Below are 26,241 nucleotides of genomic sequence, written 5' to 3'. Positions count from 1 at the left end.
CGATCACTGCTTTGTTGAAATGATAATCATTCTCATTGTAGAGTGTTGCGCCATGGAGTGGTTGGTCGCCCCGTTCGAGGTGTCTTTCGTGCAGCGGGCCTTGTGCGGCGGGCTGCTCGTGTCCTGCCTGTGCGCTATCGCCGGCACCTGGGTTGTCCTGCGCGGCATGGCTTTTCTGAGCGACGCGATGGCGCATGGAATGCTGCCGGGCGTCGCGATAGCCGCCATGCTGGGCGGAAACCTGTTGCTCGGCGCGGCATTCAGCGCGGCGGCGATGGCGGTCGGGGTCTCGGTGCTCGGGCGCAGTACGAGGTTCGCGCCCGACACCGGCATCGGGCTGCTGTTCGTCGGGATGTTGTCGGCGGGTGTGATCATCGTGTCGCGTTCGCCGTCGTTCGCGGTCGACCTGACCGGATTTCTGTTCGGCGATGTGCTGGCGGTCAAGGAACGTGATCTGTGGTATCTGGCGGCCGCAGCGGTCTTCGCGGTCATCGTCTCGGTGCTGGGACACCGCGCGTTCGTCGCGCTGACCTTCGATCCGCGAAAAGCGCACACCCTCGGGCTGCGCCCCCGTTCGGCGCAGGTGGCACTGATCGGCCTGGTGACCCTGGCGATTGTCGCGTCGTTCCACATCGTCGGCACGCTGCTGGTCTTCGGCTTGCTCATCGCGCCGCCCGCCGCCGCGGTCTACTGGGCGCATCGCATCCCATCGATCATGCTCACCGCCGCGGTGCTCGGTGCGGCGGCCACAGTTGCCGGACTGGTGATTTCGTGGCATGCGGGTACCGCGGCGGGCGCGACGATCGCCGCGACCGCCGTCGGCTTGTTCTTCCTCTCCACGTTCACGGCGTGGCTGCGTGATCGAATTCGCTCCACCGGTCCGGCGCGGAAACCACTGGTACTGGCGCTGATCCTCGCCGCGATCGCACCTCTGCTCGGCTGCGCGCCGCGTGCGCCATCTCAACCGGTGACACCGACACCGCACGGCTATGTCGCGGGTGCCGAGGAGACCGCTGAAGCCCAGCCACGTCTTGTCGTGGCCGACAAAGGCACCGGTGCGGTCGGGATTCTCGATCTCGTCACCGGGGACGTCATCGAGCTCGGCCGGGCAGAAGGTGTCGAACGGATCGTCGGCGACGGCCGTTTCGCGTTCCTGTCCGGCCAGCGGTGGGTACGTACCGTCGACGGGGGCGCGTGGACGGTCGACCACGGCGACCACGCGCACTATTACCGGGCGCCCGCCCGGGATCTCGGTGCGTTCACCGGTGGTCCGGTGCAGGCGGCGCACGATGACAGCAGTATCACCGCAGTCACTTTCGAAACGGGAGCCACGACTGTCCTGGACCGGGCCGCGCTCGGCACCGGCGCACTGCACGAGCGCGGCGTGATCGCGGACGGGGCAGCCGTACCCTACGCCGGGCACCTGCTCGTTGCCGTACCCGCACGCGCAGCCATCGAGGTTCGAACCCGCGATGGTGTGCCGGCCGCCGTTGTGGCGCAGCGGTGTCCGGACCCGCGCGGCTCGGCGGTGACTCGACGTGGCGTTGTCTTCGGTTGCGCCGATGGGGCGTTGGTGGTGACCGCACGGGACGCGGTGTTCACGGGCGAGAAGATCCCGTATCCGCAGGATGTGGCCGAGGGGGAGCGTGCGGTCGAGTTCGGCCATCGGCCCGGCAGTACGACGTTGGTGGCGCGGGCAGGGCGACAGGGAGTCTGGGTGATCGACATCAGGCGCAAGACGTGGACGATGGTGCGGACAGGTCCGGCGGTCGCGGTGAACACGGCGGGGGAGGGTGCCGCGATACTGACCCTCACCGAGGACGGCCTGCTCCACGCCTACGACCCGGCGTCGGGCCGGGAGTCCGCCGCGGCGCGACCACTGACCGCGCCGGTGGCCTCCGGTGCGCAAGCGCCGGTGATCCTTGTCGACGACCACCGCGCCTATGTCAATGACCCGGTGGCACGAGTGATCTACGAGATCGACTACGCCGACAACCTCCGCGGCGCGCGAACATTTCCCCTCGACATCAGCCCGACAATGATGGTGGAGGTCGGCCGATGAAGTCCGCGATCCGGCTGAGCGCAGTGGTCGTCGCGACGCTGCTCGCGCTGACCGCTTGCGTGAATTCCAGCGCGAACCGAGCCGGAATCATCGTCACCACCAATATTCTCGGTGACCTCACCCGCGCCATCGCAGGCGACGCGGTCGAGGTGACTGTCCTGATGCCGCCGAACGCGGACCCGCACTTCTTCGCGATATCCGCCCAGCAGGCAGCCCAGCTCGAACGCGCGAGCCTGATCGTCTACAACGGTCTCGGTCTCGAAGAGAACGTGCTACGCAATATCGAGGCGGCCGAGAAGTCCGGGGTAGCGGCGTTATCGGTGGGCACGCAGATCGACCCGATCAGCTTGTCGGCCGAAGATGCGAACGGTCGGCCGGATCCGCACTTCTGGACCGACCCGCACCGCGTCCGCCGGGCGGTCGAGGTGGTTCGCGACCAGATCATCGATCACGTCGCGGGCGTCGACCCCGCAGCGATCCGCGGCGCGGCCGATCGCTACCTCGCCGAACTCGACCGGCTCGACCACTGGATGACCGAACGGTTCGCCACGATTCCCGCCGAGCGTCGCAAGATGGTCACCAACCACCATGTCTTCGGTTACCTCGCGCAGCGATTCGGCTTCGCGGTAGTCGGCGCCGTGATTCCGGGCGGCACCACGCTCGCCTCGCCGAGCCCGTCGGATCTGGCCGCGCTCGCCGCGGCGATCCGGGCCGCGGGGGTCAGCGCGATCTTCACTGAGTCGTCGCAACCCGATCGCTTGGCCCGTGTGCTCGCCGAACAGGCCGGGCTGCGCGTACAGGTGATCGCCCTGTACTCGGAGTCGCTCACCGAACCGGGCGGCGGGGCAGGCACCTACCTGGAAATGATGCGGGCCAACACCGAGGCCATCGTGCGTGGCCTCACCACCGGATAGCCCGACGAACAGAAGGAATCTCATGCATTCATTACGATCGCGAACCAGAAAGTCGGCAGCCCTGGCCGGCCTGATGACCGCCGTTCTCACCGCCGCCGGCTGTGGTGCCGACACCACAGAGGACGACCGGGACACCCGGCGAAAACACATCGCCGATCCGATCGCGATCACGCATGGCAGCGCAATCTCCGTGCTCGACGGAACCACGCTGGAACTCGCGGGCACGGTCGAGCTCGACGGCTTCAACCGGCTCAACCCGGCCGGCGACGACCGCCACCTGATCGTCTCCACCAAAGACGGATTCCGCGTCCTGGACGCTACCGCCGCCGAATTCACCGGCGTGCGCTTCGGGGGACCCGAGCCCGGTCACGTGGTCCGCCATGCCGGTCGAACCGTGCTGTTCAGCGATGGGACCGGCGAAGTCGTCGTGTTCGACCCTGCTGATCTCGCGACGGGCACACCGAAGACCTCCACCTACCGTGCTGCCGCCCCGCACCATGGCGTCGCGATAGAACTCGCCAACGGCGATCTCGTCGTCACGCTCGGCACCGAAGAAAAGCGGACCGGGATCGCGGTGCTCGACAAGAACCGCACCGAGAAGGCGCGTAACGAGGACTGCCCCGGTGTGCACGGCGAGGCGACCGCCGCGGGCGAGGCGGTCGTGCTCGGCTGCCAGAACGGCGTGCTCGTCTACCGCGACGGCACGATCACCAAGGTGACCAGCCCCACCGAGTACGGCCGCATCGGCAACCAGGCGGGCAGCGAGACCTCCCCCATCGTCCTGGGCGACTACAAGCGCGACAAGGACGCCGAACTCGAACGGCCACAGCAGATCTCGCTGATCGACACGATCACGGGCACGCTGCGCCTGGTCGAGCTGGGCACCAGTTACACCTTCCGCTCGCTCGGCCGCGGCCCGCATGGCGAGGCCCTCGTCTTGGGCACCGACGGCCGCATCCACGTCATCGATCCGAGTGCGGGCGCCGTCGTGCGGACCATTCCGGTCACCGGTCCCTGGCAGGAGCCGCTGCAATGGCAGCAGCCTCGACCCGCGCTGTTCGTCCGCGGCGGCATCGCCTACGTCACGGATCCCGCCACCGAGCAGGTGCACAGGATCGATCTGGCGACCGGTGCGAAAACGGCGACCACTACGTTGCCCGGAACGCCGAATGAACTGAGTGGCGTCACCGGCCACTGAACTACCGTGGGACGGCATGGACCCTGCCGCGCCCGTCTTGCCGGAGCCTGTGCGCGTCCCTCGTCCGCCGGCATCGGCGAGGCTGCGCCTTCCCCGGAGGGTTCGGGACGCGCATCCGGTGGTCGTAGCGGCTGGATGTCTCATCGTGCTGCAGCTGGCGATCCGTTGGTGGGTAGCCGACAGCGGGTACTTCTATTGGGACGATCTCATCCTGGTCGGCCGGGCGGCCCGATATCCGCTGTGGTCCAGCGATCTGCTGCTGCACAACCATGACGGGCATTTCATGCCGTTGGCCTTCGCCGCGGCGTGGGTGGTGACCGCGATGGCGCCGCTGGCCTGGGCCGGGCCGGTGGTTGTACTGCTGGTGTTACAGCTCGCGGCGTCGGTGGCCGTGCTGCGGATGCTGATGGTGCTGGTGGGCGCGCGGTGGATGATTCTGCTCCCGCTGGTCGGCTACCTGTTCTGCCCGCTGACGCTGCCGGCGTTCGCGTGGTGGGCGGCCGCACTGAACGCGTTGCCGCTGCAATTCGCCCTTGCCTGGGTGATCGGCGATGCGATGCTGTTGGTTCAGAGCGGGCGGCGCCGATACGCGCGATCGGCGATCGCGGTGTTCGCGATGGCGCTGCTGTTCTTCGAGAAGTCGGTGATCGTGCCGTTCGTCGCGTTCGCGGTGGTATCGCTCGCGCGCTATGTCGACGGTGGCGAATCCCCGTTTCGGGTGGTTGCCCGACGTGGTGCGGCATTGTGGCTCGGATCGGGCGCGGTGCTGGTCTGTTGGGTGATCGGCTATCTCGCGGTGGTCGGCGGCGCGGGCGTTCCCGACGTCCGTGAATTGCGGGATTTGCTGCCCGGCGCGGCATCACTCGGCATCGTTCCGGCGTTGTTCGGTGGCCCCTGGGTCTGGGAGCGGTGGTTACCGTCCACACCATGGGCGGATCCGCCGGCCTGGGCTGTGGTGTCGGCCTGGCTCGCGTTGACCGCACTGGTGGCCTTTTCGGTGCGTGTCCGGCTCCGGGTGGCTCCGGTCTGGCCGGCGGTCGCGGTCTACGTTCTGGTCGTCCAGATAGCGGTGGCGCTGGCCCGCAGCGGACCGAATACCGCGGCGGAACTGATGCAGTCCCTGCGCTACTTCGCCGACCTGGCGGTCGTGCTGGCTGCCGCTGGCGCGCTGATGGTGCGTGCCCGACCGAGACCGCCACGCAGCGGCCGACTCGCCCGGATTCCGGTCCACCGGGTGGCGGTCGCCGCGGCGGTGGTGTTCCTCGTGAGCAGTCTATGGTCCACATACACCTTCGTGCGATCGTGGCGCGTCGGGCCGACGAGGACCTATGTCACCAACGCGAAGTCGGCGCTGCACGAGTGGGACGGCGCACCGCTGCTCGAACAGGAAGTGCCGTGGAATGTGCTGAGTCCGCTGGCCTACCCCCAGAATCTCACCAGTCGAGTACTCGCACCGGTCGCCGCTCCCGGCACCTTCGCCGACTCGACGCCGCATCTTCGGATGATCACCGATACCGGCGAGATCGTCGAAGCGGAGGTCTGGTGGAATCGAATCATCCTTCCCGGGCCCCAGCCGGACTGCGGATACCGGATCAGTAGCGCCGCGCCGGTCCCGCTGCTCCTCGATGGGCCGATGCTCGAGCACGAATGGACCGCGCAACTCAATTACCTCGCCAACAAAGACGGCCGGATCACTATCGGCTTCGAGCACGGGAAATCTGTCGCCGCTCCAGTTCGGAAGGGGCCGAATACGGTGTTCGTTCGTATTGTCGGCGGTGGGTCGTCGCTCCGGATCACCTCTCGCACTGCAGGGCTTGATCTGTGTGTGGGTGTCGGTCCGGTCGGTGTCGCGTCATATGACAACTGACCCCCGGTCGCGCAGCAGAATCCAACCCACTCAGTTCTGCGCGACCGCGGCCTCGGCTGCGAAGCGGGCACGGGAGAGCGCCTCCGGCACCGGGATCCGGCCGAGGTACATCTCAGCAAAAATCGGATCGATGGCACGAAGGGCGGCCGGAAAACCGGGGCCACTGCCGGAGGAAATACGCGGACCGCGCAGCACGTCGAAGAACGGGGAGACGTCGACGCCCTTTTCGGCCCAGTAGTCACGGTAGGCGCGCTGCTCGGAGACGACAGCGGGAATGGTTGCGCCGTCGCGGGCCAGATAACGGTTGCCCGCACCGCCGCCCAGCCAGGCGAGCACCCGCCGCACCGCGTCCGGGTGCCGGGTCGCGGCATTTCCCGCGACACCGATCGCGTTGTTGGTGCTCACCCGACCGGACGGCCCTTGCGGCAGCAGCGCCACGCCCCACCCGAAGCGGGCCTGCTGGGCAATCTGCGCGAGACTGAACGTCCCCGACTGGAACAGCGCCAGCTTGCCCTGCAAGAAGGCGTTTTTCGCGAAATCGGGGTTGGTGTTGGTATCGGCGGGCGCGGGTGCGAGCCGATCGGCGATCAACCGCAGCAAATAGTCGAAGGACGCGACACCCTGCGGGCTGTCGAAGACGAAATCATCGCGGTCGTCCTGGAACTTCGCCCCGGCCGAACCCAGATACGGCAGCTCGATGGACTGGAAGTCATGACCCGCGTTATAAGCCCACGGTGCGACCGCGGCCAGACGGCGCAGCAGCGAGCGAAACGTGTCGTCGCCGCCTGGGCTCCACCGCAGCGCATTCAGTTCGGCGGGATCGATATGGGCCGCCGCGAGCAGGTCGCGGTTGTAATACATCGCCGTGCCGCCGTCCACGAATTGCGGTACGGCCCACAGAGTTCCGTGACGCGTGTACTGCGCGACCGCCGACGGGTCCCAGGCTCCCGCGGCTTCGGGACCGAGTGCGGCTGCGATGTCGATCAACCGCCCGGCGTCGGCGTAGTCCTCGTACAAGTTGGTCCAGAACAGGTCCTCGGCGGTGCCGCCGGCCACGTCCAGCCGCAACTTCTGCTGATACGACGACCACGGCACGACGGTGATCCGCACCTCGACGTCCGGATTCGCGCGCTCGAAAGCCTCCAGCGAGGCGCGGTAGACGGGCACGAACGTCTCGTCCCAGATCCGCAGTCCCACCACGGTGCGGCTGGACCCGGCGCCGTCACGCCCGAGCCACAGCACGGCCGTGACGAGCAGAGCCGCCGCGATCCCGATCGCCAGCACCACACGCGTCGAGGTCCTCATTTCACGCCCGCCCACGCGATCGACCGCAACACCTGTTTCTGGAAGATCACGAACAGCAGCACCAGCGGGACAATGGCCAGCGTGGTCGCCGCCATGACCAGCGTCCATTGCGCGTTGTACCGGGTCTGCAGATTCGCGGTCGCGACGGTCAGCACCTGCCACCGCTCGCCGCTGCTGACGACCAGCGGCCACATGAAGTTGTTCCACTGCGTGACGATCGTGATGAGCGTCAGCGTGGCCAGGACCGGTCGGCTCATCGGCACCATGACGTGCACGATGACGTCCAGCGTGTTCGCACCGTCGAGCCGCGCCGCGCCGATCAACTCCTCGGGAACCGCCCGAAAGTACTGGCGCAGCAGGAAGATCGCGTACGGCGAGCCGAACACGAACGGCAGCACGAGTGCCCAGAACGTGTTGAGCCACCCCACTTTCGCGAACATCAGGTACAGCGGGATCAGCGTCACCATGGGCGGAACCATCATCGTGCCCAGATATACCCCGAACAGGGCATTGCGACCGGGAAAGTCGGTGCGCGCGAACGCGTACGCGGCCAGCACCGAGGTGACCAGCTGGCCGCCGGTGACGAACACCGTCATCAGCGCGGTCACCAGCACCGCTCGTGCGAGGCCGTGGTCCAGTACGGTCCGGACATTGTCCGTGGTCGCCGGATGCGGCAGGGCCAGTGGCGATCCGGTGGCGAACTGGTCGGGCGTCTTGATCGCGGTGACCGCGCTGAGCACCAGTGGAGCCACCGTCAGCATCGCCCCGGCGAGCAGTACCGCGTACACTGCGGCCGAACGCAGTCGATCAGATCTCATAGGCGGTCCGATTCCGGAAATAGCGGTGCTGCGCGACGGTGATCGCCACCATCACTACGAACACGATAATCGCCATGACCGCGGCCCGACCGGGACGCGCGGCGTCGAATGCCTCGGAAAATATCCGCATCGCCACCACATCCGTGCGATTGCCCGGCCCTCCCTTGGTCAAGGCGTACACCGTGTCGAAGGTCTGAAAGGTGGTCAGAACTCCGGTGACGAGGACGAAGAACATGGTCGGCCGCAGCAGCGGCAGGACCAGCCAGCGGATCCGGCGCCAGCCGGTGGCTCCGTCCAGCGCACCCGCGTCCAGGATCTCGCGCGGAATCGCCCGAATCCCGGCCACGAAGAACAGTGCCACGTACCCGAAGTTCGCCCAGACGCTCACGGCCGCCACCGATGGCAGCGCCAGCGCCGGATCGGACAGCCATTCGATGCGCTGCCCGAGTACGGCGTTCAGCGCACCACCGGTGGGCGCGAACATCCACTGCCACACCACGCCCACCGCCACGGGCGCACACATCCACGGCAGCGCGTACATCACGCGCAGACCCGTCGCACCGCGGCGGGACAGCAGCGCCGCGGCCACGAAACCCAGCACGGTCTGCACCGGCACGACGATCGCCGTCAACGCCAACGTCACCACCATGGCATGGCCGAACGCCGGATCCCCCAGTACCGAGCGCCAGTTCCGCAGTCCCACGAACTGTATGGGCCCCAGCAGATTCCAGCTGTGCACGCTGAGCCAGGCCACCATCAGGATCGGCAACAACAGGAACGCCCCGACTCCGACCAAGCTCGGCAGCAGTAGTACATAACTCGTCACAGCACGACGAGCCCCACGCCGTCTCATGTCCCGCGACGCTACCGTCCCGCCCGTCGCTCGGTGCGGGATGGGGCTTGCAGACCCCACGCCACGACGGCTGCGCGGTCAGTTGGTGGGGCCGCCCGCCACGTAGATCACCTGTCCGGAAACGAAGCCCGCACCTTCGCTCACCAGGAACGACGCGGTATGCGCGACGTCCTCGGGGCGGCCGACGCGCTGCACCGGAATCTGCGCGGCGGCCGCCTTCTGGAAATCTTCGAAGGAGACGCCGACGCGGGCCGCGGTGGCCGCCGTCATGTCGGTGACGATGATTCCCGGGGCGATGGCGTTGGCGGTGACGCCGAACTTGCCCAGCTCGACCGCCAAGGTCTTGGTGAAGCCCTGCAAGCCCGCCTTGGCAGCCGAGTAGTTGACCTGGCCGCGGTTGCCGAGCGCTGAAGTGCTCGACATGTTGACGATGCGCCCCCACCGCTGCTCGACCATGTATTTCTGCACCGCGCGGGTGAGCAGGAACGCTCCGCGCAGGTGCACGTTCTGCACCGCGTCCCAGTCATCGACGCTCATTTTGAACAGCAAGTTGTCGCGCAGAATCCCAGCGTTGTTGACCAGCACCGTCGGTGCGCCGAGTTCGTCCTCCAGCTGCTGGACGGCAGCGGCGACGGATTGCTCGTCCGACACGTCGGCGCCGAGCGCGACGGCCCGCCCGCCTGCCTCGGTGATCGCCCGGACGGTGTCGGCGCACGCGGCCGCGTCGAGATCCAGGACGCCGACTCGAAGTCCGTCCGCCGCCAGCCTCTTGGCGATCGCCGCGCCGATTCCCCGCGCGGCACCGGACACTACCGCAACTCGCTCGGCCATGAGCGCATCCCTTCATCGATCGGGTGTCGGGTTCCAGTCATACCGCACCGTGCCGGTCATCGAATTGCCGGCATCCCTCGTTCACTTCGCCGAACTCGCCGAATCGCAGGTGATTCGACCGCGGCAGTGACATGTCACGACAGAGGTTTCGAGAACCTCCGCTTTGGGGAGAGTGTCCCCCGATTCACCCGCTCTCGTCGGACGCGGCGTCGGTCATCCGGCGGTATCGGGGGGGCACAGATGACCGACGGCGTCAGGCTCACGATCGGTGACCGTCGGCCCGCATCTTTGCTCAGTAGGCAATCGACCATCTGGACGGCCGCCGCTGACGGTGCTTCGTCCGCGCGTGTGGTCCGGTTCGGCGGGTACTCCGGCGGCACAGGGACCCGCTGGGAGCAACGATGCGTCCCTTTGTCCGGGATGACCGAAGGAGGGCACCATGTCGGCACAACACCGCAGATATCTCATCATTCTGGAACCGGGGTCCACCAGCGGCGACGCCACACCGACAGCCATTCGGAGGAAGTTCTTCGCGTGGCTGGAAACCACCGATGCCCGGGTTGATCAAGACGGCGGCGCCAATCGGCTGGTCATCTCCGCTTCGCTGGCAGTAGCCGAACGAATCCGAGACCTGGATTCTGTCCTGCGCATCGAGCCATACGCGTAAGCGGCATTCGCGGGGTTGGTCCCCGGCGGTCTGCGCTCGCTGCCTCGGTGAATAGGTCGCGCGTTCAGGTTTGCGGACGTCGTTCGGGCGTATTGGCCGAGGCAAACCGCGCCCGCAGGTCCGGGTCCGGGACGACCCGCCTCGGCTGCCCACCGCACGAGTAGCTGCGCTGGCGGCGACGACGATAGGTCACGGCTGCACCGCCGATGTGTATTTTCGGCGCTTGTGGTTCCATCGGCCGGGGTCGACCTCGAGGGCCTTCCGGTCCCAGTGGCCGAGGTCTGCGGCGGCCGCATATGTCGTCTCGAAGAACTCGAGCAGCGCCCGCTCCGGCACTTCGGCGGTGCGCACCGCCTCGTACGGCAGCAGGAACTGACGGTTGTCTCGGCTGTAGAACGTTTCGCGCGGACCGACGCGGTACTCGGCGAATCCGTCGGGTTCGGGATATGCGTAGGCGTAGAAGGCACCCTCCGCGCCGCCGCCCGGCCAGAATCCGCAGCTGCTCAGTTCATGCGAGTAGCCCTCGACCATCACCCAGTCGCCGCAGTTGGGGGCACCGCCGGGGTGCCGGGGCGCCGTCTTTCCGGAGAATCGGGTACATGCCAGATCCATCGCTCCCCAGAAGAAATGCACTGGGCTCACCTTGCCGAGGAATTGGGAACGGAACTCGTGCATGACGCGGTCGACAGTGACCAATTGCTGCCAGAAGATAGTGGCGGCCGCGGCATCATAGGATCGATGCTCGTTGTCGTCGGCGAAGGGGATCGCCGGATCGACTTCGTTTGGTCTGGCTTGAATCCGAACCGGAATTCCGAGTTCGCCGAGTGCGCCGATGGTTTCGGCGTAGAAAGCGGCGACCGGTTTCGGTTCGAGCGCAACCCGCCGGGATCGGCCATCGCTGGACCGGATATTGAGCTGGTGGTCGAAGAAGTCGAACTCGATGTCGAACGAACCCGCCGCATACGGAATGGCAGAGGTGGTCAGGCCCCGCGGGCTGACGTAGAGGGTGACTTGCCACCAGTGGTTGACCAGCGGAGCGTGGGAGAGTCTGATTTTGCCGACGATCTGCGTCCACATATGCAGGGTCTCGCGGGTCGGCGTCCAGTCATCGACGCGCAATGCCGGCCATGGCCGCAATCGGGTGGGCTGCTCTTCGGTCACTGCGGCACGCACCTCCTTGATTTTCGAAATTCTCGGCATCTCGATACAGGCGGCAATAATGGGCCTACCGTTGGCCGCTACTCGCGACTCGTCACCGCATCATCGGTGCAGCGCTCTCCCGAAAGAACGTACCTGTTCGGCGGTTGGTTCAGAGGTGGAATCCGCAGCAGCGACCGGCACCGTTCGTCGTCCGGACGGTCTACCGGTTCTGCCCGGTCGGCGCACGAACCCCGACGTCGAAGTCTGGTTCGACAACTTGGCAGACCCCGTGATCCGCCCGCTCGGACTGTTCTCGTGCCAGGCAGTTCACGGCGATCGAAACTCGGCGGCGGCGCGGTTGCCGCCCCCGCGCTCGTGGCGGCCTGTCCCGACGATGTGACCACGCTGATGCCACACGAGCTGCCGTTGATCCAGGTGCTGCCCGACGCGGAGGCGACGAGCGCGCCCGAGCCGACGTTCACGACGCCTATGAGCGGTCGATCCGAACAGCTAGCCCGGATGCCGTGCCGGCGCCGATTGAAGCACGTCAGTGACCGCCGCCGTGATCGGTCCAGGCGACTGCACGCACCGGAAACGAGCCCATCCCACGCACGGGCGCCGGTAGTGCGACCAACCACGCGCCGGCATCGGGGACCGCGTCCAGGTTCGTCATCTGCTCGATAATCGGGATCCCCGCACCGAGCAGAGCGTGGTGACACGGCCGCGTCGGAAGGGACGTGTCATCGATGTCGAGCGAGTCGATTCCCACCACTGCCACGTTCGCGGCGACCAGCGTATCCGCGACCTCACCGACCAAGAACGGATACCCGGAGTCCCGGTACGCGGGCGAACCCCACCGAGCCGACCATCCGGTGTGTACGAGCACCGCCTTGCCCCATAACCGCGCCGGATCGCCGAGCACATCCGGTCCCACCGAGCGGATCCCCACGGCGCGGATCATCACGATCGGGACGTTGAACAGCCGTTCCAGCGGCAGCTCGGCGATATCGGCGCCATCGGCGTGGAAATGGTAGGGCGCATCGATAAAAGTCCCGGTGTTGCCGACCATGTCGACACGCGTGATGTTGTAGGTCATGTCGATCAGCCGCGACTGATCACGCGAAATATCCGTGCTGACTCGCGGCCCAGCCAGCCCCGGACAGGTGGGCATGCCATCCGAGATCGGATGGGACAACTCCACCATCGCCCTGCTCATGCTGGAGACCGTACCTACCGATCCGGGTTGAGCGGCAAACTTGCGTCCCGGCGACCGGGCCGATATCGATGAGGTGCGCGCGCCGACTCGAATGGGGTGCCCAGCAACAGTCGGCGGATTCGGTGGCGGTAGCGAACAATGTTCACGTTCGGCGTTCTCGTCTGGATTTCAGCGGGTGCGATGGCGCCCAGCCCACGCACGATCACGGCAGCACTCGATCGGCACCGGCGAAGCGCTTCGGGTAATCGATCGTCATCGATCCGGTCGTGAAGCGGCGACGGTCCCCTGACCCCACCGCCCTCGCAGTTGACCAACAGTGCGCACGCTGGCCGAACTCTCGTTGCGCGCCCACGGGCGCACCCAGACCCGCTCGAACGACCGACCCGAACCCACCCTGACTAGGCGATTAGCTCCCTACCCGGCTCGTGCGGTAATCTCGTCGAGCGCCCGCGAAGCGGACGCAACGGGCTGTGGCGCAGTTTGGTAGCGCACTTGACTGGGGGTCAAGTGGTCGCAGGTTCAAATCCTGTCAGCCCGACTCACAAAAATCCCCTCCGACCTGGGCCGGAGGGGATTTGCTGTTATTCGACCACAACCCCCCGCAGTCTTGGGACCAATTTGGGACCATCGGCGGTTTGGTGGGGATGGTCCGGTCCCATGCGGGCCAGCTGTTCGGGTACCTGAGGCCCGCCGTTCGGCGTCGTGAGCAACCGCGATAGGGCAGGCCACCGGCCTGCCCTGGGTGGAGGCGCAAGCGCCACCGCCCGGTGTCCAGAAAACTGGACAGAACCACCCGGCGACGTCGCTGCTGTCTGCGGTGGGATGCGTCGGAACTACACTGGTCAGCATGCGCGCCACTCATGAGGAACTCGTTCGGCTGGCTGAAGCCGTGCCCGACGACCAGGTGCAGGCCGCGACAGCGTTCCTCCGCCAGCTGGTACGCCCGACAGCTCGTCGGCAGTTCAGCTGCACAGGGACGTTCAGCGGGGAGCCCGACCTGGCGGAACGGGCGAAGGAGATCGTTCGGGAAGAACTCGACCGGGGTACGGCTGAGTGATCGTTGTCGACACGGGGCCGCTCGTGGCCCTGATGAACAACCGAGACAATGAACACGCGGTCTGCCGGGAACTGCTCGAGAACGCTCCCGGCCCGCTGCTCATGCCCGCACCCGTATTCACCGAGGTGTGTCTCCTGCTGGAAAGCCGCCGCGGCACCGCGACCGAGCTGAAGTTCGTTCGGGACGTGGCCAACGGGCTGTTCACCGTCGTGGAGATGACATCCGCCGACCTCGAGCGGATCTGTGAACTCTTGGACAAGTACTCCGATTTGCCGTTGGGCACGGTGGACGCTTCCGTTGTCGCCGTAGCCGAACGGTTCCCGATCACCGCCGTCGCCACGCTGGACCGCAAACACTTCTCCATCGTCCAGTCGAAGGCCGGCCAGCTGCTCCTCGTGCCCTGATTCGCGTTGCGGACTTGGGACCAACTTGGGACCACACGCTATGAACATGCCTGCACGGCCAGCGCTTTAGAAGTCTCCGCGCCGGATGCGTACCGTGCGTGACGTGCTCGGATGCGAGTCGGGGATAGCTGGGGGTCAAGTGGTCGCAGGTTCAAATCCTGTCAGCCCGACACACGAAACCCCTTCCGACCACTTGGGTTCACGCGGTCGTCGCAACACTCTCATCAGTCTGGCAGAGAGGGCACTCCCGTGACCACAGCGACTCGACCGCGCAGCGGCAGTGGATCACGGTGCAGTTCAACGGTAGAGGGTTCGATGGGTGGCATGAGGCAAGTTTCGGTGCGGCCGTAGCGTGCGGTCCAATGATTAGATTGTGCTGATCCTGGTGGATGTGCCAGCGGTGGCGTAGTTGGTCGGTCTCCGGCCGAGGCTTGTTGCCGTCGGACGGCGGAGTCGACGCCGATGCCGAGTGTGCGGGCGAGGATTGCCGCGGGTATCTCGGTGGCGAATTGAAACAGTGTGGTGCTGGGGGCGGGTGCGGAGCCGGTGAGGCACATTTGGAGTTGTTCGGTGCTGATCCGTCGGTCGGGTCGGGCATCTTCCGTGTTGGGGCCTATGACAGTGGTAGCCCGACTTCTCGCTCTGCGGGAATTTATCTCTGGCCGTGCCGCATCACCGCAGGTCTCGGCGGTGGCGTGGGGCGTGGGGCGTCGGCAGGGAACGGCTTTCGGTCGCCGCCAGGAGTGATGATGTCGAGGTGACGGCAGCGCGCAGGATCTCCGACTCCGATTCGTTCCTCGCTCGGGTGGGGGAGTACGCCGAGCAGGTGTTGCGCCCCGCCGCGCTGTCGACCGATCGGGACGGGGTACCCGCCGAGCGGATCGGAGAGCTGCGGGCGCTCGGCCTGCTCAATCACCTGGCGCCGCGCGAGTTCGGCGGACTGGCGATCGACCGCGACACCGACCGGCGGCTGCATGAGATCATCGCGGGCGCCTGCTTCAACACCTGGCTGGTGTGGGCGCAGCACGCACCGCTCATGGGGCGGATTGCCGCCATCCGTGGCGCGGGGCTGTCGTTGTCCGCTCTGTCCGAACAGATCCTGCGCGGTGAGGTGCTCGTCGGCGCGGGCGTCAGTGATGTGCGGCGGTTCCCGGATCACTTCATCGTCGCCCGCAAGTCCGCGGGTGGCTGGGTATTCGACGGCACTCTCTCCTGGGTCAGCGGATGGGGCCTCAATGCCGCGCTGATCGTGGCCGCCGTGGAGCCGGACACCGAGACCGTGGTGACCGCGCTGGTACCGGTGAATGAACGCACCCGCAGCGCTGGACCACTCGAACTCGGCGCCGTGGCGGGCAGCCGGACAGCGCGCGTCCGGCTGGACGAGGTGTTCGTCCCCGACGAGAATGTGCTGGGCACGGAGAGTCTCGACCAAGCACGATTCGCCGATATCGGCACCGCGAGCGACGCGCGGGCCCATCACTTCGGTCTCGCCGAGACCGTCCTGACCGAGTTGGAGCACACCGGCCGGCCGCTCGCCGTCGACGTCGCGGCTGCCTGGCGGCCGCGTATCGCCGAAATCCGTGCCACTGCCTACGCTCTCGCTGACGAAGCCATGTCCGTGGGCGGCGGCCCGCATCGCCTCGACGAGCGCCTGGCCACCAAAGTCGCCAGCGGCGAAGCGCTCTCGGCGATTACCCGCGCGCTGCTCATCGCGCGAGCGGGCCGTGGCCTCGCGGGCGACGATACCGCGCAACTGCACGCCCGCTCCGCTCTCTTCGTCCTGGTTCAGGGACAGACCACCGATGTCCGGCGCGCCCAGCTCGCCCAGCTGGCTCGCTGATCACCACCGAACGGAATCTACCCGGCATGAGTCTCGAATTCCTCTGGTATATCCCCAATCAGGACACTGCTGGTCACCGCGGCGAGCCCGTGACCGCCGACCACAACAGCCTCGATACGCTCACCGCGCAGGCGAAGGCGCTGGAGGCACACGGCTGGAAGGGGGCGCTGCTCGGGACCGGCTGGGGCCGGCCGGACACGCTCACCGTGGCGGCGGCGCTGGCTGCCCGGACGGCGACCTTCGAGCCGCTCATCGCGATCCGGCCCGGCTACTGGCGCCCGGCGAACTTCGCCTCCGCCGCGGCTACGCTCGATCACCTGACCGGCGGCCGGGTGCGGGTGAATATCGTCTCGGGCCAGGACGATCTGGGCGCGTACGGCGATAGCGAGGGCGACCAGGCCCATCGTTACGCGCGCACCAAGGAATTCCTCCAGCTCGTTCGCAGGCTGTGGACCGAGGAGAACGTCACCTATCGGGGCGAGCATTTCCAGGTCACCGACTCCACGGTCGTGCCGAGGATCGTCCCGCGCGGCGACCGCCGCCACCCCACGCTCTACTTCGGTGGCGCCTCCGCGGCCGCGGAGCGGGTCGCGGCGACCGAGGCCGATGTCCAGCTGTTCTGGGGTGAGCCCCTGGACGGGCTTCGCGAGCGCATCGAACGACTGCGGTCGCTGAGCTCTGAACTCGGACGCGAACACGCGGCGCTCGAATTCGGTTTGCGCGTCACCACGCTCGTTCGCGACACCACCGAGCAGGCGTGGGCCGATGCCGAGGCGAAGGTCGGCGAGATGGCGAAGAACCGCGTGGGCGAACAGAATCCGAACCGCCGCGCCGCCGTCGGACAGCGGCGACTGCTCGACCTGGCCGCTCGCGGTGACGTGCTGGACGACAATCTCTACACCGCGCCCGGCAAATACGGTGGCGGCGGTGCGGGCACCACCTGGCTGGTCGGCTCCGCCGAGGATGTCGCCAAATCGCTGCGGAAGTACCGTGATCTGGGCATCACCCACTTCGTGCTGTCCGACACCCCGTACCTGAGGGAGATCGAGCGCCAGGGTTCCCAGCTGTTGCCGTTGCTCGGGGAGTGAGCGCGGACAGCATAGCCGCCGTGCTGTCGGCCGGGCCGGACCCGAGCCGCCGGTTGCGGCTGATCGCGGTGCCTTCGGCGCGGGCTACGGCACCAGCGTGATCGCTCGCCCGTCGATTGTCGCCGACAGCTTCGGCGTATCTCGGTTCGCCGGCATCCTCGCCGTGATGACAGTCCCGATCGCCCTCTCCCGCGCCGGCGCGCCGCTGGCCGCCGCCCGGCTCGGCGACTGGCGGTTCCTGGTCGCCCTCGGCTCGGCATCGATGCTGGCCGCCGCCGCACTGATACCGCTGTCACGCAAGCCGCCCGTCGACCGGGCGCCGGCGCCGAGTCAGGACTGCCCGATGCCCGAACACAGCTGTGCCACACCACCTTAGCGACGGAGCCGATCCCGGTTTCGGACAGCGAACCGGCCCACCGGTGCTGCACCGATGGGCCGGGTGTTCGCGGGCGAGTCAGGCGGAGGCGCGGGTGCGTTCGCGTGCCTGACGAGGGTGCGGTAGTCCGAAACGTCCGCGCAGGGTGGGATCTGTGTAGTCGGTCTGGAACAGGCCGCGCTGCTGGAGGATGGGGACCACCAAGGTGGCGAAGTTCTCCAGGTCGACGGCGGTTTCGGCGGGCATGACGGTGAATCCGTCGGCGGTGCCCGCGTGGAACCATGAGGTCAGATCGTCGGCGACCTGTTCGGGCGAGCCGACCAGCAGCCGGTGGCCTGAGCCGCCCGCGCCGAGCTGGATCAGCTCGCGCGGAGTGCGTGGCCCGTCGGCGATCAGCGCTCTGGTCGAAACGCCGAAACCGGTGGAGAACGCCTCGGGTGGGATGGATTCGGGCAGATCGGCGAGGCCGATCGGATCGTCTGGCCCGAACGCGTTCGTCGGCAACCCGAGGTTGGCCAGCAGGTTCGCGGTGAGCCGCTCGATCGGCAACTGGTCGTAGAGTTGCCGTTCGCGCCGGCGGGCCTCGTCCTCGGTAGCCGCGACGAGCACCACCACCCCGAGTGAGATCTTCACATCGTCGGGATGACGCCCGGCCGCCGCCGCGCGCCGGCGGATGTCGTTGCGGAATGCGACCGCCTTGGCCTGGGTCTGGGCCACGGTGAACACGAGGTCGGCGAAGTCACCGGCGAGCTGCAAGCCACCCTCGGACCCACCCGCCTGCACGATCACCGGTCGTCCCTGCGGTCCCGGTGCCACCGGCAGCGGCCCGGCCACCGAGTAGAACTCGCCCTCGTGGTCGATCCGATGGATCTTGCCGGTGTCGGCGTAGCGGCCGCTCGCCTTGTCCGCGATCAGCCAGTCGGCGTCCCAGCTGTCCCACAGCCGGGTGACGACGTCGAGGAATTCCCAGGCCCGCCGGTACCTGGTCGCCCGGTCGGGATGCTCGGCCAGGCCGAAATTGGCTGCGGCGGCGGATGTTCCGGTGGTGACGACATTGACGGCCGCCCGTCCCTTGGTCACGTGATCGAGCGTCTGGAATCGCCGCGCGAGATTGTAGGGCGAGTTGTAGGTAGTGGACGAGGTGATCACCACCCCAAGGTTCTCGGTCACCGCGGCCAGGTTGCCGAGCAGCACGAGCGGGTCGAGGCCGGTGCCGGGCGCCTCCTCGATCTCCCCGCGCAGCGCGGGGCTGTCACCAAGGAAGACCGCGTCGATCTTGGCGGCCTCGGCGATCTTCGCCAGCCGCTGGAAGTAGTCGATGTCGAGATAGGCCAGCGGATCGGCGTGATCCAGTCGCCATGCGTGGCGGAAATGTCCCGGGCTCAGCAGGGACAGGTTCAGGTGGAATCCGGTCATCTCAGAGCTTCAGTCCGGTTCCGTGCACGCCGTGCTCCTCGATCAGCGCGAGCTCCTCCGCGGTGAAGTCCGGGAAGGTCAGGGCCGCGGTGTTGTGGTCGAGCTGAGCGACCGAGCTCGCGCCGATCAGCGCCGAGGTGACTTCGGGCTTGCGCAGCACCCATTGCAGCGCCAGCTGGGCCAGCGACTGGCCACGGGCCTCGGCGATCTTGTTCAACGCGGTGGTGCGCTGCCGGTAGGTCTCATCGATCACGTCGGGGGACAGGAACGTGCTGTTCTGCGCGCGGGCGCCGTCGGGAATGGTCTCGAGGTACTTGTCGGTGAGCAGGCCCTGGGCCAGTGGGGAGTAGACGATCACGCCGAAGCCGTCCTGGGCGGCGGTGTCGAGCAGGCCGTTCTGTTCGGGCCGGCGGTCGTAGATCGAGTACCTGGCCTGATGGATGAGTAGTGGCACACCGGCCGCGCGCAGCTGCTCGGCGACCTCGTGGGTGCGATCGGGCAGGTAGTTGGAGATACCGATGTAGAGCGCCTTGCCCTGCTGCACCGCGCTGACCAGAGCGCCGACGGTCTCCTCCAGTGGAGTGTCGAGGTCGGGGCTGTGGTGGTAGAAGATGTCGACGTAGTCGGTGCCGAGGTCGCGCAGGCTGTGGTCGAGGGAGGCCAGGATGGACTTACGGGAGCCGCCGCGCAGGTAGGGGCTCGGGCCGATCGGATTGCCCGCCTTGGTGGACAGGATGATCTCGTCCCGGTAAGGGCCGAGGTCCTTGGCGAGCACGCGGCCGAAATTCTTCTGCGCCGCGCGGTGCGGGGGACCGTAGCGGTCGGCATTGTCGAAATGGGTGATGCCCAGATCGAAGGCGCGCAGGATGATCTCGCGCTGCGTCTGGAACGGGTAGTCGGTGCCGAACTTCTGCCACAGACCGAAGGAAAAGGCGGGCAGGTCGAGACCGGAGTTACCGGTGCGGCGGTAGGGGATCTTCTCGTAGCGTCCCTCCGCGGCGGTGTAGGTCAGGTCGTAGGCGCCGTAGCTCATCAGGTGCTTCTTTCTCTCGTCGGTTCAGAACAGGCCGGTGGTCGGGGGCTGCTCGCCCGTCAGGTGGAACGCGCCGGCGACGGCTTGCTTCCACTGGCGGGGATTGTGATTGGCCGCGGTGCGCGCATTGCGCCAGTGCCGGTCGAAGCCGAGGCCGCGGTCGGTGATCGACCCGCCGCCCACGTCGAAGACGAGTCCGGCCGCGGTCAAGGCGGATTCGATGGCGATCACGCCCGCCTGGGCGATCTCGACAGCGGCCGCGGCGGCCGCTGTCGTGGCATCCGCGCCGGTGCGCCCGCGTACGTCCTCGAGGGTTTCGGCGGCCAGCAACACTACCGCCCGCGCGGCGAGCGCACGGGCGGCGATCTCGCCGACGGTCTGGCGGACGTAGGGGTCCTCGACGCTGCTGGTCGCGCTGCTGTGCTTGATCGGGCGGGCCTTCTCGCGCACGAATGTGACCGCGTCGTCGCGCGCCCGCGCCGCGATCCCCGCTTGGATAGCGGCCAGATATAGCTGGGCGAAGGAGCCCTGCCACGGGTTGTCGGGTTCGGTCTCCGGCGCCGGGATGACCTCGTCGGCCGATACCCGCACGCCGGTGAACCGGGTGGTGCCGCTGGCGGTGAGACGCTGGCCGACCGCGTCGAAGTCATCGAGCCGCTGCACTCCGGCGCGATCCAACGGCACCGTGAACCGCAGGATCTCATCGTCCTCGGTGCGCGCCTGGGTCGAGAACCAGTGCGCGTAGAGGCCGCCGGTCGAGTAGTACTTCGCGCCGTCGATCACCCAGTCCTCGCCGTCGCGGCGGGCGGTGGCAGTGACCTCGCCGCTGGCTGCGCCGGTGCGCTCGTTGGAGGTGCCCGCGAACAGTTCCCGATTGCGCAGTCGCTGCAGGATCAGCGCCCGGTGCGGCAGGTCCGGCCTGCTCGCCACCTGGTTCGCGGTCAAAAAGCTGGCCCGGAGTGCCTGCGCCACACTGGAATCGGCGCGGGCGATCTCGATCACCAGCTCGGTGACCTCGCGCAGCGAGCCGCCTGCCCCGCCGTCGGCCACCGCGATACCGGTCAGCGTGACGCCGGCCTCCGCGAGCGCGCGCACGTCGGCGAAGGCGTAATCGCGCGTCTGCTCGCGCACTCGCGCGGTGTCGCCCAGCCTGCGCAGGATCGGCGCCGTCGCGGACCTGATCCCGGCCACGGTGACCGCCGCAGCCGTGTCGGGCTGCTCGATGCTGTTGTCGGTAGGCGATCGATCGTGATTCACGTCGCCGGACCGATCGAGGTGTGCGGTGGTCATCGCGCGCCGTCCGAGGGCGCGTCGGCGGTGCGCGTCGCGCCGGCGTCCGCCGGGCCGGTGTCGGTGTGGGAGGGTCGCTGACGGTAGTAGCCGGGCACCGGGATGTTGCCGTTGAGCACGAAGTCGCCGAGGACGCGCGGCTTGTAGACCACCGGATTGTGAGAGGCCAGGGTGCGGGCATTGCGCCAGTGCCGGTCCAGGTGGACGCTGTTGCGCACCGTGGAGGAACCGCCGGCGTCGAAAGCCCGTGTCGCGGCATCGAGTACGGCTTCGATGATGGCGATCTGGGCGGCCGAGGTGTCGAGGTAGGCGCGGGCGTAGGCGGCTTCGTCACCGGCGCGGTGAGCGGCCTCGAGCTGTTCGGCGGCGTGGCGCAGCAGTGTCTCGGCGGTGAGCCTGCGCGTCTCCAGGGTGCCGATGACGGACAGGATGTCGGGGTCCTCGGTGGCGGTCTGGGTGAGGGCGTGCAGACTCGTGCGGGTCCGGGCGCGCACGATCGCCGCGGTCTCGGCGACGATGCTGCGGGCGATTCCGGTGAGGTTGGCCAGGTGCACGATCTGGACGAAGGAATCCAGGCCGCGCAACGACTCCTTATGGCGGCCGACGTCGCCGTGCTCCGCGACGGGTACGTCCACGAAATAAGTGGTGCCGCTACCGGTCTGGCGCTGACCGATCCCGTCCCAGTCGTCGGCATGGGTGACGCCGGGGTGGCGGGCCGGAATCACCACGAAGCGGCGGTTGCCGTCGTCGTCGGCGACGGCCGTGCGGATGAAGTCGGCGAATCGCGCGCCGGTGGAGTAGAACTTCGTGCCCGAGACCACGCGCGTCCCGTCGGCACCGATGTGCTCTCGCGTGGTGATCGCTCCCCAGCGGCCGGACTCGCCCTCGGCGGGCGCGGCCGCGGCGACCAGCGCCGCGGGTTCGGACTGCGCGTTGCCGAACACCGCGCCTTCGCCGATGCGCCGGAACCAGTGCTCGCGCACCACGGGGTCGGTTTCGGCGCGCAGGATCTCGGTGGTGGTGAAGTGACCGCGCCAGATCTGCGGGATGTTGGAGTCGGCCTGGCCGGCCTCGGCGAGCACGGCGACCAGCGTCGGCAGATCGACGTCGAAACCGCCGAACTCCACCGGCACCCGCAACCGGCCGAAACCGGCGTCGGCCAGCGACCGGATCAGCTCGTCGGGGTGCTCGAAGCTGAGATCGCGCTCGCCGGTGCCCGGCGCGAACTCGGCCAGGACCGCCCGGATGCGGGCCAGCGCCTCGTCCAGGGACGCGGGGGCAGTGGTGGTAGTGGTCATGACAGTCCTCCGATGAGGTCGCGGCCGGCGATCGCGTCGAGCAGTCGAACGGTGTAATCGTCGGTGGGAGAAGAGAAGACCTGATCCACGGTGCCCTGTTCGACGATGCGGCCCTGCCGCATCACCGCCACGCGATCGGAGATCGCCCGCACCACGGCCAGATCGTGGGAAATGAAGAGGTAGGTCAAGCCTCGGTCCTGCTGCAGGCCGCGCAGTAGATCCAGGATCTGCGCCGCGACCGAGACGTCCAGCGCCGAGATGGGCTCGTCCAGCACGATCACCTTCGGCTCCACCACCAGTGCCCGGGCGATCGCCACCCGCTGACGCTGCCCGCCGGACAGTTCCCGCGGATGACGGTCGACGAAATCGGCGGGCAGCGCCGCCGCCTCGAGGGCAGCCACCACCCGATCCCGGTTCGGCCTGCCACGACGGATGCCGCGCCGCGGTTCGAACGAGCGCAGCGGCTCGTCCACCACGTCGTACACGCCGAAACGCGGATCGAACGAGGAATACGGGTTCTGATACACGATCTGTACGTCGCGGCGCAGCGGCCGGAACTCCCGGCGACCCAGCCGGGTGATATCGGTCCCGAGCAGCTGAACCCGCCCCGAATCCGCCTCGGTGAGCCCGGTCAGCACCCGCGCGGTCGTCGACTTGCCGCTGCCGGATTCGCCGACGATGGAAAAGGTTTCGCCGCGCCGCACCCGGAACGAGATATCGTCCACGGCGGGCACGCCACCGTAGTCCTTGCGTAACTGCTCGACGTCGATGACGGTCTCGTTCGTGACCGCGACCGGCGGACGGTCGCGCACCCACGGCCGCCGCGACGGCACACTGTCGAGCAGGCGCCGGGTATAGGCGTGCCGGGGCGCGGCGACCAGTTGCGCGGTCGGCCCGAATTCGACCAGCCTGCCCTGGTACAGCACCCCGATCAGATCGGAGCGGTCGGCGGCCACACCGAGATCGTGGGTCACCAGCACCACGCTGGTCCCGGTGCGCTTGCGGACCTCGTCGAGCAGGTCGAGCACCTGCTTCTGCACCGTCGCGTCCAGCGCCGAGGTCGGTTCGTCCGCGATGATCAGCTCCGGCTCCGCCGCGACGGCGGCGGCGATGAGCACGCGCTGACGCATGCCGCCGGACAGCTCGTGCGGATACTGCCGGTAGCGGCGCTCGGTATCGGTGAAGCCGACCAGTTCGAACAGTTCGTGGACCCGCTGGCGGCGGGCTTCGGTATCGAGGTCGGTGTGCAGGCGCAGAACATCCTCGACCTGGTGGCCCACGCGCCGAACGGGATCGAGCGACACCGTCGGATCCTGTGGGATGAGACTGATCGCCCGGCCGCGGACCGACCGCCAGCCTTTGGCACTGAGCTCGGTGAGGACCTGGCCGCGGAAGGTGATGGTGCCACCGGTCACCGACCCGTTGGCAGGCAGCAGCCCGAGTACCGCGTGCGCGGTGGTGGACTTGCCGGAGCCGGACTCGCCGACCAGGGCCAGCACCTGGCCTGCGGGCACCTCGAAGGAGACGCCGTGCACAGCCGGGACGAGCCGGTCACGCACTCGGTATCCGACCTCGAGGTCGGCGACCGTCAACACCGGCAAGGCGACGGATTGCACTGCCGGACTTTCTGTTGCTGGACTGTCTGTTTCAAAAGCGACGCTCATGCGGAGGTGCTCCTGGTGAGGTGACGGGACAGGCGATTGGTCGCCAGCACCACCGCGACGAGGGTGAGACCCGGCCACAGCGTCAGCCAGCCGCGGGTGGCGATGTAGTTGCGGCCGTCGGACACCAGACGGCCCCACTCCGGGTCGGGCGGTTGTGCGCCGAGACCGAGGAAACTCAGCGAGGCGATCCAGATGATCGCGATGCCGAACTGCACGGTGATCAGCGCGACCGTCGGCCCGATCGAATTGGGGATCACGTGCCGCCGCAGGATGGCGGCCGTCGACGCGCCGCTGGTGGTGGCCGCTTCGACGTAGGTACTGGTGCGGGCCTTGACCACTTCCGAACGGAGCAGCCGGGCGAAGGTCGCCGCCGAACTCAGCCCGACGGCGATACCGGCCTGCCAGACACCGAAGCCGAGGAGCACCACGATGGTGATCGCGAGCAGGAAACCGGGGATCGACAGCACCACGTCGATGAGCCGCATGACCAGGCTGTCGGGGAACCCGGCGAACCAGCCCGCCACCGCACCGAGCAGCGAACCGACGAACACGCCGACCAGCACGGCGATGGCCGAGCCGAGCAGCGAGGCACGCGCGCCGTAAACGATCCGGGCGTGCAGATCCCGGCCGAGGTGGTCGGTGCCGAACCAGTGTTCGGCCGACGGGGGTTTCAGCTTCTGCGCCGGATTCACCGCCAGCGGATCGAAACTTGTGAACAGCTGCGGAACGATCGCCCACAGCAGCACTGTGCCGACGACCACCGCCGCCAGCACCACACTCCAGTTCTTGCGGGTCCAGTGCAACGCGGACAACGTATTTCGGCTTTCGCCCGGCGGATCGGTCGGTGTGGTAACCGATTCGGGAATTTCGACCGCCGTCATGGCATCACCACCTCCGCAGGCAGGCGCCGCGGCACGGGCGCGACGATCTTCTTGCGGTGCACTACGCGGGAGCCGGTGACCCGGCGCGTGCGCCCGTCCACGAGCACCCGCGGATCGATGAACGGATAGGCCAGGTCGACCGCCAGATTCACCAGCGCGTAAGCCGCCGTCGACAGCAGCACCACCCCTTGGACAATCGGCAGGTCCTGGGTGTCGACCGCGACCACGGTCAGCTGGCCGATGCCCTGACGTGCGTACACCGATTCGGTCACGATCGAACTGGCGATGAGCTCACCGAATGCCAGGCCGAGCAGCGTGAGCACCGGCAGGGAGGAGTTGCGCAGCACGTCCTTGCGGAAGATGTAGCCCTCACCCGCACCCTTGGCCGCCACCACGTGCACGAACGGCCGCTGCCGGGTGGTGCGCACCGAGGTGGCGAACACCTGGGCCATCGGCGCGGCCACGATCAGCCCCAGGGTCGCCGCGGGTGCGAGGAGCGCGACCAGCGTGCCGTTGTCGACCGAGGGGATCAGGTGCCAGCGAAACGAAAGATATTGCAGCGCCAGGACACCCACCACGAAGGTCGGGACCGAGGCGAACAGGGCCGGCGCGGAATCGAACACCCCGCGCAGCCACGCCCACGGCGCGTAGTTGGCGGCGACCGCGACGATCCCGGCGAACACCAGTCCGAATACCAGCGCCAGGACGGTCAACGTCCACGTCGAGGGCAGGGCGTCGGCGACCGCCTGCGTCACCGGCTTTCCGGTGGTGAGTGAGAAGCCGAGGTCACCGTGCAGCAGCGCCCACAGCGCGCGCAGGTACTGCTCCCACACCGGCCGGTCGAGCCCGTAGAACTCGAGCAACTGCCGACCGGCCTCCGGCGTGATCTGCGCTTCCGGGTTCTGGATCCGGTTGGTCACCGAATCACCCGGCAGTGCACTGAGCAACAGGAACGACAGGGTGTAGGCGGCCCAGAGGACCAGTACCGCCTGCAGCAGCCGCCGTAAGACATAGTTACGCATC

23 protein-coding genes and 1 tRNA gene are annotated in these 26,241 nt (G+C 67.7%); 11 read left to right on the top strand and 13 right to left on the bottom strand.

Annotated features, from left to right (window positions below):
- Positions 1 to 52: 52 nt before the first annotated feature.
- The 4 genes from aztB to ACT86A_RS16230 all read left to right on the top strand — a co-directional run bounded on the left by aztB (position 53) and on the right by ACT86A_RS16230 (position 6,041).
- Entirely contained in the window at positions 53 to 2,062 is a 2,010-nt protein-coding gene (aztB, locus tag ACT86A_RS16245; protein ID WP_445092969.1) for a zinc ABC transporter permease AztB, read from the top strand.
- A complete protein-coding gene (gene aztC, locus ACT86A_RS16240; RefSeq protein ID WP_445092968.1) occupies positions 2,059 to 2,976 on the top strand; it encodes a zinc ABC transporter substrate-binding protein AztC in 918 nt (305 codons plus the stop codon). The genes aztB and aztC overlap by 4 nt, the downstream gene beginning before the upstream one ends.
- A 22-nt stretch (positions 2,977 to 2,998) precedes the next feature.
- Positions 2,999 to 4,174, top strand: a complete 1,176-nt coding sequence (gene aztD, locus ACT86A_RS16235) for a zinc metallochaperone AztD (RefSeq protein WP_445092967.1) — start codon at positions 2,999 to 3,001, stop codon at positions 4,172 to 4,174.
- Positions 4,175 to 4,292: 118 nt separating this feature from the next.
- Complete coding sequence (locus ACT86A_RS16230; RefSeq protein WP_445092966.1) at positions 4,293 to 6,041, top strand: hypothetical protein; 1,749 nt, start codon at positions 4,293 to 4,295, stop codon at positions 6,039 to 6,041.
- 30 nt (positions 6,042 to 6,071) lie between these two features.
- Here ACT86A_RS16230 and ACT86A_RS16225 read toward each other — a convergent pair whose 3' ends face one another.
- The 4 genes from ACT86A_RS16225 to fabG form a co-directional block, all read right to left on the bottom strand.
- Positions 6,072 to 7,346, bottom strand: a complete 1,275-nt coding sequence (locus tag ACT86A_RS16225; RefSeq protein ID WP_445092965.1) for an ABC transporter substrate-binding protein — start codon at positions 7,344 to 7,346, stop codon at positions 6,072 to 6,074.
- Positions 7,343 to 8,164: a carbohydrate ABC transporter permease gene (locus tag ACT86A_RS16220; protein WP_445092964.1), complete on the bottom strand. Its 822-nt coding sequence runs from the start codon at positions 8,162 to 8,164 to the stop codon at positions 7,343 to 7,345. Before ACT86A_RS16220 ends, ACT86A_RS16225 begins: the two co-directional genes overlap by 4 nt.
- A complete protein-coding gene (locus ACT86A_RS16215) occupies positions 8,154 to 9,017 on the bottom strand; it encodes a carbohydrate ABC transporter permease (RefSeq protein ID WP_445092963.1) in 864 nt (287 codons plus the stop codon). The genes ACT86A_RS16220 and ACT86A_RS16215 overlap by 11 nt, the downstream gene beginning before the upstream one ends.
- 78 nt (positions 9,018 to 9,095) lie before the next feature.
- On the bottom strand, positions 9,096 to 9,848 hold the full coding sequence (gene fabG, locus ACT86A_RS16210; protein WP_445092962.1) for a 3-oxoacyl-ACP reductase FabG: 753 nt from the start codon (positions 9,846 to 9,848) through the stop codon (positions 9,096 to 9,098).
- Between the two features lie 439 nt (positions 9,849 to 10,287).
- Between fabG and ACT86A_RS16205 the strand changes: the two genes are divergently transcribed.
- Positions 10,288 to 10,515 (top strand): hypothetical protein, encoded by a 228-nt coding sequence (locus ACT86A_RS16205; protein ID WP_445092961.1) that lies wholly within the window; start codon positions 10,288 to 10,290, stop codon positions 10,513 to 10,515.
- Positions 10,516 to 10,704: 189 nt separating this feature from the next.
- Here the strand turns inward: ACT86A_RS16205 and ACT86A_RS16200 are convergent, their stop codons facing one another.
- The gene (locus tag ACT86A_RS16200) at positions 10,705 to 11,592 is read right to left on the bottom strand and encodes a DUF5996 family protein (RefSeq protein WP_445092995.1); all 888 of its coding nucleotides are present in this window, start codon (positions 11,590 to 11,592) and stop codon (positions 10,705 to 10,707) included.
- Positions 11,593 to 12,202: 610 nt separating this feature from the next.
- Positions 12,203 to 12,871: a cyclase family protein gene (locus ACT86A_RS16195; RefSeq protein WP_445092960.1), complete on the bottom strand. Its 669-nt coding sequence runs from the start codon at positions 12,869 to 12,871 to the stop codon at positions 12,203 to 12,205.
- Positions 12,872 to 13,335: 464 nt separating this feature from the next.
- Here ACT86A_RS16195 and ACT86A_RS16190 point away from each other — a divergent pair.
- The 6 genes from ACT86A_RS16190 to ACT86A_RS16165 all read left to right on the top strand — a co-directional run bounded on the left by ACT86A_RS16190 (position 13,336) and on the right by ACT86A_RS16165 (position 17,636).
- A tRNA-Pro gene (locus ACT86A_RS16190) sits at positions 13,336 to 13,409 on the top strand.
- A 309-nt stretch (positions 13,410 to 13,718) separates the two neighbouring features.
- A complete protein-coding gene (locus ACT86A_RS16185; protein ID WP_445092959.1) occupies positions 13,719 to 13,928 on the top strand; it encodes a hypothetical protein in 210 nt (69 codons plus the stop codon).
- Positions 13,925 to 14,332: a type II toxin-antitoxin system VapC family toxin gene (locus tag ACT86A_RS16180; protein WP_445092958.1), complete on the top strand. Its 408-nt coding sequence runs from the start codon at positions 13,925 to 13,927 to the stop codon at positions 14,330 to 14,332. The genes ACT86A_RS16185 and ACT86A_RS16180 overlap by 4 nt, the downstream gene beginning before the upstream one ends.
- Before the next feature lie 757 nt (positions 14,333 to 15,089).
- The gene (locus tag ACT86A_RS16175) at positions 15,090 to 16,172 is read left to right on the top strand and encodes an acyl-CoA dehydrogenase family protein (protein ID WP_445092957.1); all 1,083 of its coding nucleotides are present in this window, start codon (positions 15,090 to 15,092) and stop codon (positions 16,170 to 16,172) included.
- Positions 16,173 to 16,198: 26 nt separating this feature from the next.
- On the top strand, positions 16,199 to 17,260 hold the full coding sequence (locus ACT86A_RS16170; RefSeq protein ID WP_445092956.1) for an LLM class flavin-dependent oxidoreductase: 1,062 nt from the start codon (positions 16,199 to 16,201) through the stop codon (positions 17,258 to 17,260).
- Between the two features lie 97 nt (positions 17,261 to 17,357).
- A complete protein-coding gene (locus tag ACT86A_RS16165; protein WP_445092955.1) occupies positions 17,358 to 17,636 on the top strand; it encodes a hypothetical protein in 279 nt (92 codons plus the stop codon).
- A 78-nt stretch (positions 17,637 to 17,714) separates the two neighbouring features.
- On the opposite strand, the gene ACT86A_RS16160 is transcribed toward ACT86A_RS16165, so the two are convergent.
- From ACT86A_RS16160 to ACT86A_RS16130, 7 genes are read right to left on the bottom strand one after another with little or no spacing between them, the layout of a single operon-like run.
- Positions 17,715 to 19,052, bottom strand: coding sequence for an NtaA/DmoA family FMN-dependent monooxygenase (locus ACT86A_RS16160; RefSeq protein ID WP_445092954.1), 1,338 nt, complete (start codon positions 19,050 to 19,052; stop codon positions 17,715 to 17,717).
- Between the two features lies 1 nt (position 19,053).
- Positions 19,054 to 20,085, bottom strand: a complete 1,032-nt coding sequence (locus tag ACT86A_RS16155) for an aldo/keto reductase (protein WP_445092953.1) — start codon at positions 20,083 to 20,085, stop codon at positions 19,054 to 19,056.
- Between the two features lie 24 nt (positions 20,086 to 20,109).
- A complete protein-coding gene (locus tag ACT86A_RS16150; RefSeq protein ID WP_445092952.1) occupies positions 20,110 to 21,375 on the bottom strand; it encodes an acyl-CoA dehydrogenase family protein in 1,266 nt (421 codons plus the stop codon).
- Complete coding sequence (locus ACT86A_RS16145; protein WP_445092951.1) at positions 21,372 to 22,673, bottom strand: acyl-CoA dehydrogenase family protein; 1,302 nt, start codon at positions 22,671 to 22,673, stop codon at positions 21,372 to 21,374. Before ACT86A_RS16145 ends, ACT86A_RS16150 begins: the two co-directional genes overlap by 4 nt.
- Positions 22,670 to 24,337, bottom strand: coding sequence for a dipeptide ABC transporter ATP-binding protein (locus ACT86A_RS16140; RefSeq protein ID WP_445092950.1), 1,668 nt, complete (start codon positions 24,335 to 24,337; stop codon positions 22,670 to 22,672). Before ACT86A_RS16140 ends, ACT86A_RS16145 begins: the two co-directional genes overlap by 4 nt.
- Positions 24,334 to 25,218: an ABC transporter permease gene (locus ACT86A_RS16135; RefSeq protein ID WP_445092949.1), complete on the bottom strand. Its 885-nt coding sequence runs from the start codon at positions 25,216 to 25,218 to the stop codon at positions 24,334 to 24,336. Before ACT86A_RS16135 ends, ACT86A_RS16140 begins: the two co-directional genes overlap by 4 nt.
- Positions 25,215 to 26,240, bottom strand: coding sequence for an ABC transporter permease (locus ACT86A_RS16130; RefSeq protein WP_445092948.1), 1,026 nt, complete (start codon positions 26,238 to 26,240; stop codon positions 25,215 to 25,217). The genes ACT86A_RS16135 and ACT86A_RS16130 overlap by 4 nt, the downstream gene beginning before the upstream one ends.
- Position 26,241 lies beyond the last annotated feature (1 nt).

This window comes from Nocardia glycosmidis (assembly GCF_052545115.1).
This window is presented reverse-complemented; position numbering and strand designations above follow the sequence as displayed.

Bases quoted from the DNA above. Each gene is read 5' to 3' on its own strand.
- aztB (WP_445092969.1), top strand. From the start codon at position 53: ATGGAGTGGTTGGTCGCCCCGTTCGAGGTGTCTTTCGTGCAGCGGGCC.
- ACT86A_RS16195 (WP_445092960.1), bottom strand. From the start codon at position 12,871: ATGAGCAGGGCGATGGTGGAGTTGTCCCATCCGATCTCGGATGGCATG.
- ACT86A_RS16145 (WP_445092951.1), bottom strand. From the start codon at position 22,673: ATGACCACTACCACCACTGCCCCCGCGTCCCTGGACGAGGCGCTGGCC.
- ACT86A_RS16135 (WP_445092949.1), bottom strand. From the start codon at position 25,218: ATGACGGCGGTCGAAATTCCCGAATCGGTTACCACACCGACCGATCCG.
- ACT86A_RS16160 (WP_445092954.1), bottom strand. From the start codon at position 19,052: ATGACCGGATTCCACCTGAACCTGTCCCTGCTGAGCCCGGGACATTTC.
- ACT86A_RS16140 (WP_445092950.1), bottom strand. From the start codon at position 24,337: ATGAGCGTCGCTTTTGAAACAGACAGTCCAGCAACAGAAAGTCCGGCA.
- fabG (WP_445092962.1), bottom strand. From the start codon at position 9,848: ATGGCCGAGCGAGTTGCGGTAGTGTCCGGTGCCGCGCGGGGAATCGGC.
- ACT86A_RS16205 (WP_445092961.1), top strand. From the start codon at position 10,288: ATGTCGGCACAACACCGCAGATATCTCATCATTCTGGAACCGGGGTCC.
- ACT86A_RS16155 (WP_445092953.1), bottom strand. From the start codon at position 20,085: ATGAGCTACGGCGCCTACGACCTGACCTACACCGCCGCGGAGGGACGC.
- ACT86A_RS16225 (WP_445092965.1), bottom strand. From the start codon at position 7,346: ATGAGGACCTCGACGCGTGTGGTGCTGGCGATCGGGATCGCGGCGGCT.
- ACT86A_RS16185 (WP_445092959.1), top strand. From the start codon at position 13,719: ATGCGCGCCACTCATGAGGAACTCGTTCGGCTGGCTGAAGCCGTGCCC.
- ACT86A_RS16200 (WP_445092995.1), bottom strand. From the start codon at position 11,592: ATGTGGACGCAGATCGTCGGCAAAATCAGACTCTCCCACGCTCCGCTG.
- ACT86A_RS16220 (WP_445092964.1), bottom strand. From the start codon at position 8,164: ATGAGATCTGATCGACTGCGTTCGGCCGCAGTGTACGCGGTACTGCTC.
- aztD (WP_445092967.1), top strand. From the start codon at position 2,999: ATGCATTCATTACGATCGCGAACCAGAAAGTCGGCAGCCCTGGCCGGC.
- ACT86A_RS16150 (WP_445092952.1), bottom strand. From the start codon at position 21,375: ATGACCACCGCACACCTCGATCGGTCCGGCGACGTGAATCACGATCGA.
- ACT86A_RS16130 (WP_445092948.1), bottom strand. From the start codon at position 26,240: ATGCGTAACTATGTCTTACGGCGGCTGCTGCAGGCGGTACTGGTCCTC.
- ACT86A_RS16215 (WP_445092963.1), bottom strand. From the start codon at position 9,017: ATGAGACGGCGTGGGGCTCGTCGTGCTGTGACGAGTTATGTACTACTG.
- ACT86A_RS16170 (WP_445092956.1), top strand. From the start codon at position 16,199: ATGAGTCTCGAATTCCTCTGGTATATCCCCAATCAGGACACTGCTGGT.
- aztC (WP_445092968.1), top strand. From the start codon at position 2,059: ATGAAGTCCGCGATCCGGCTGAGCGCAGTGGTCGTCGCGACGCTGCTC.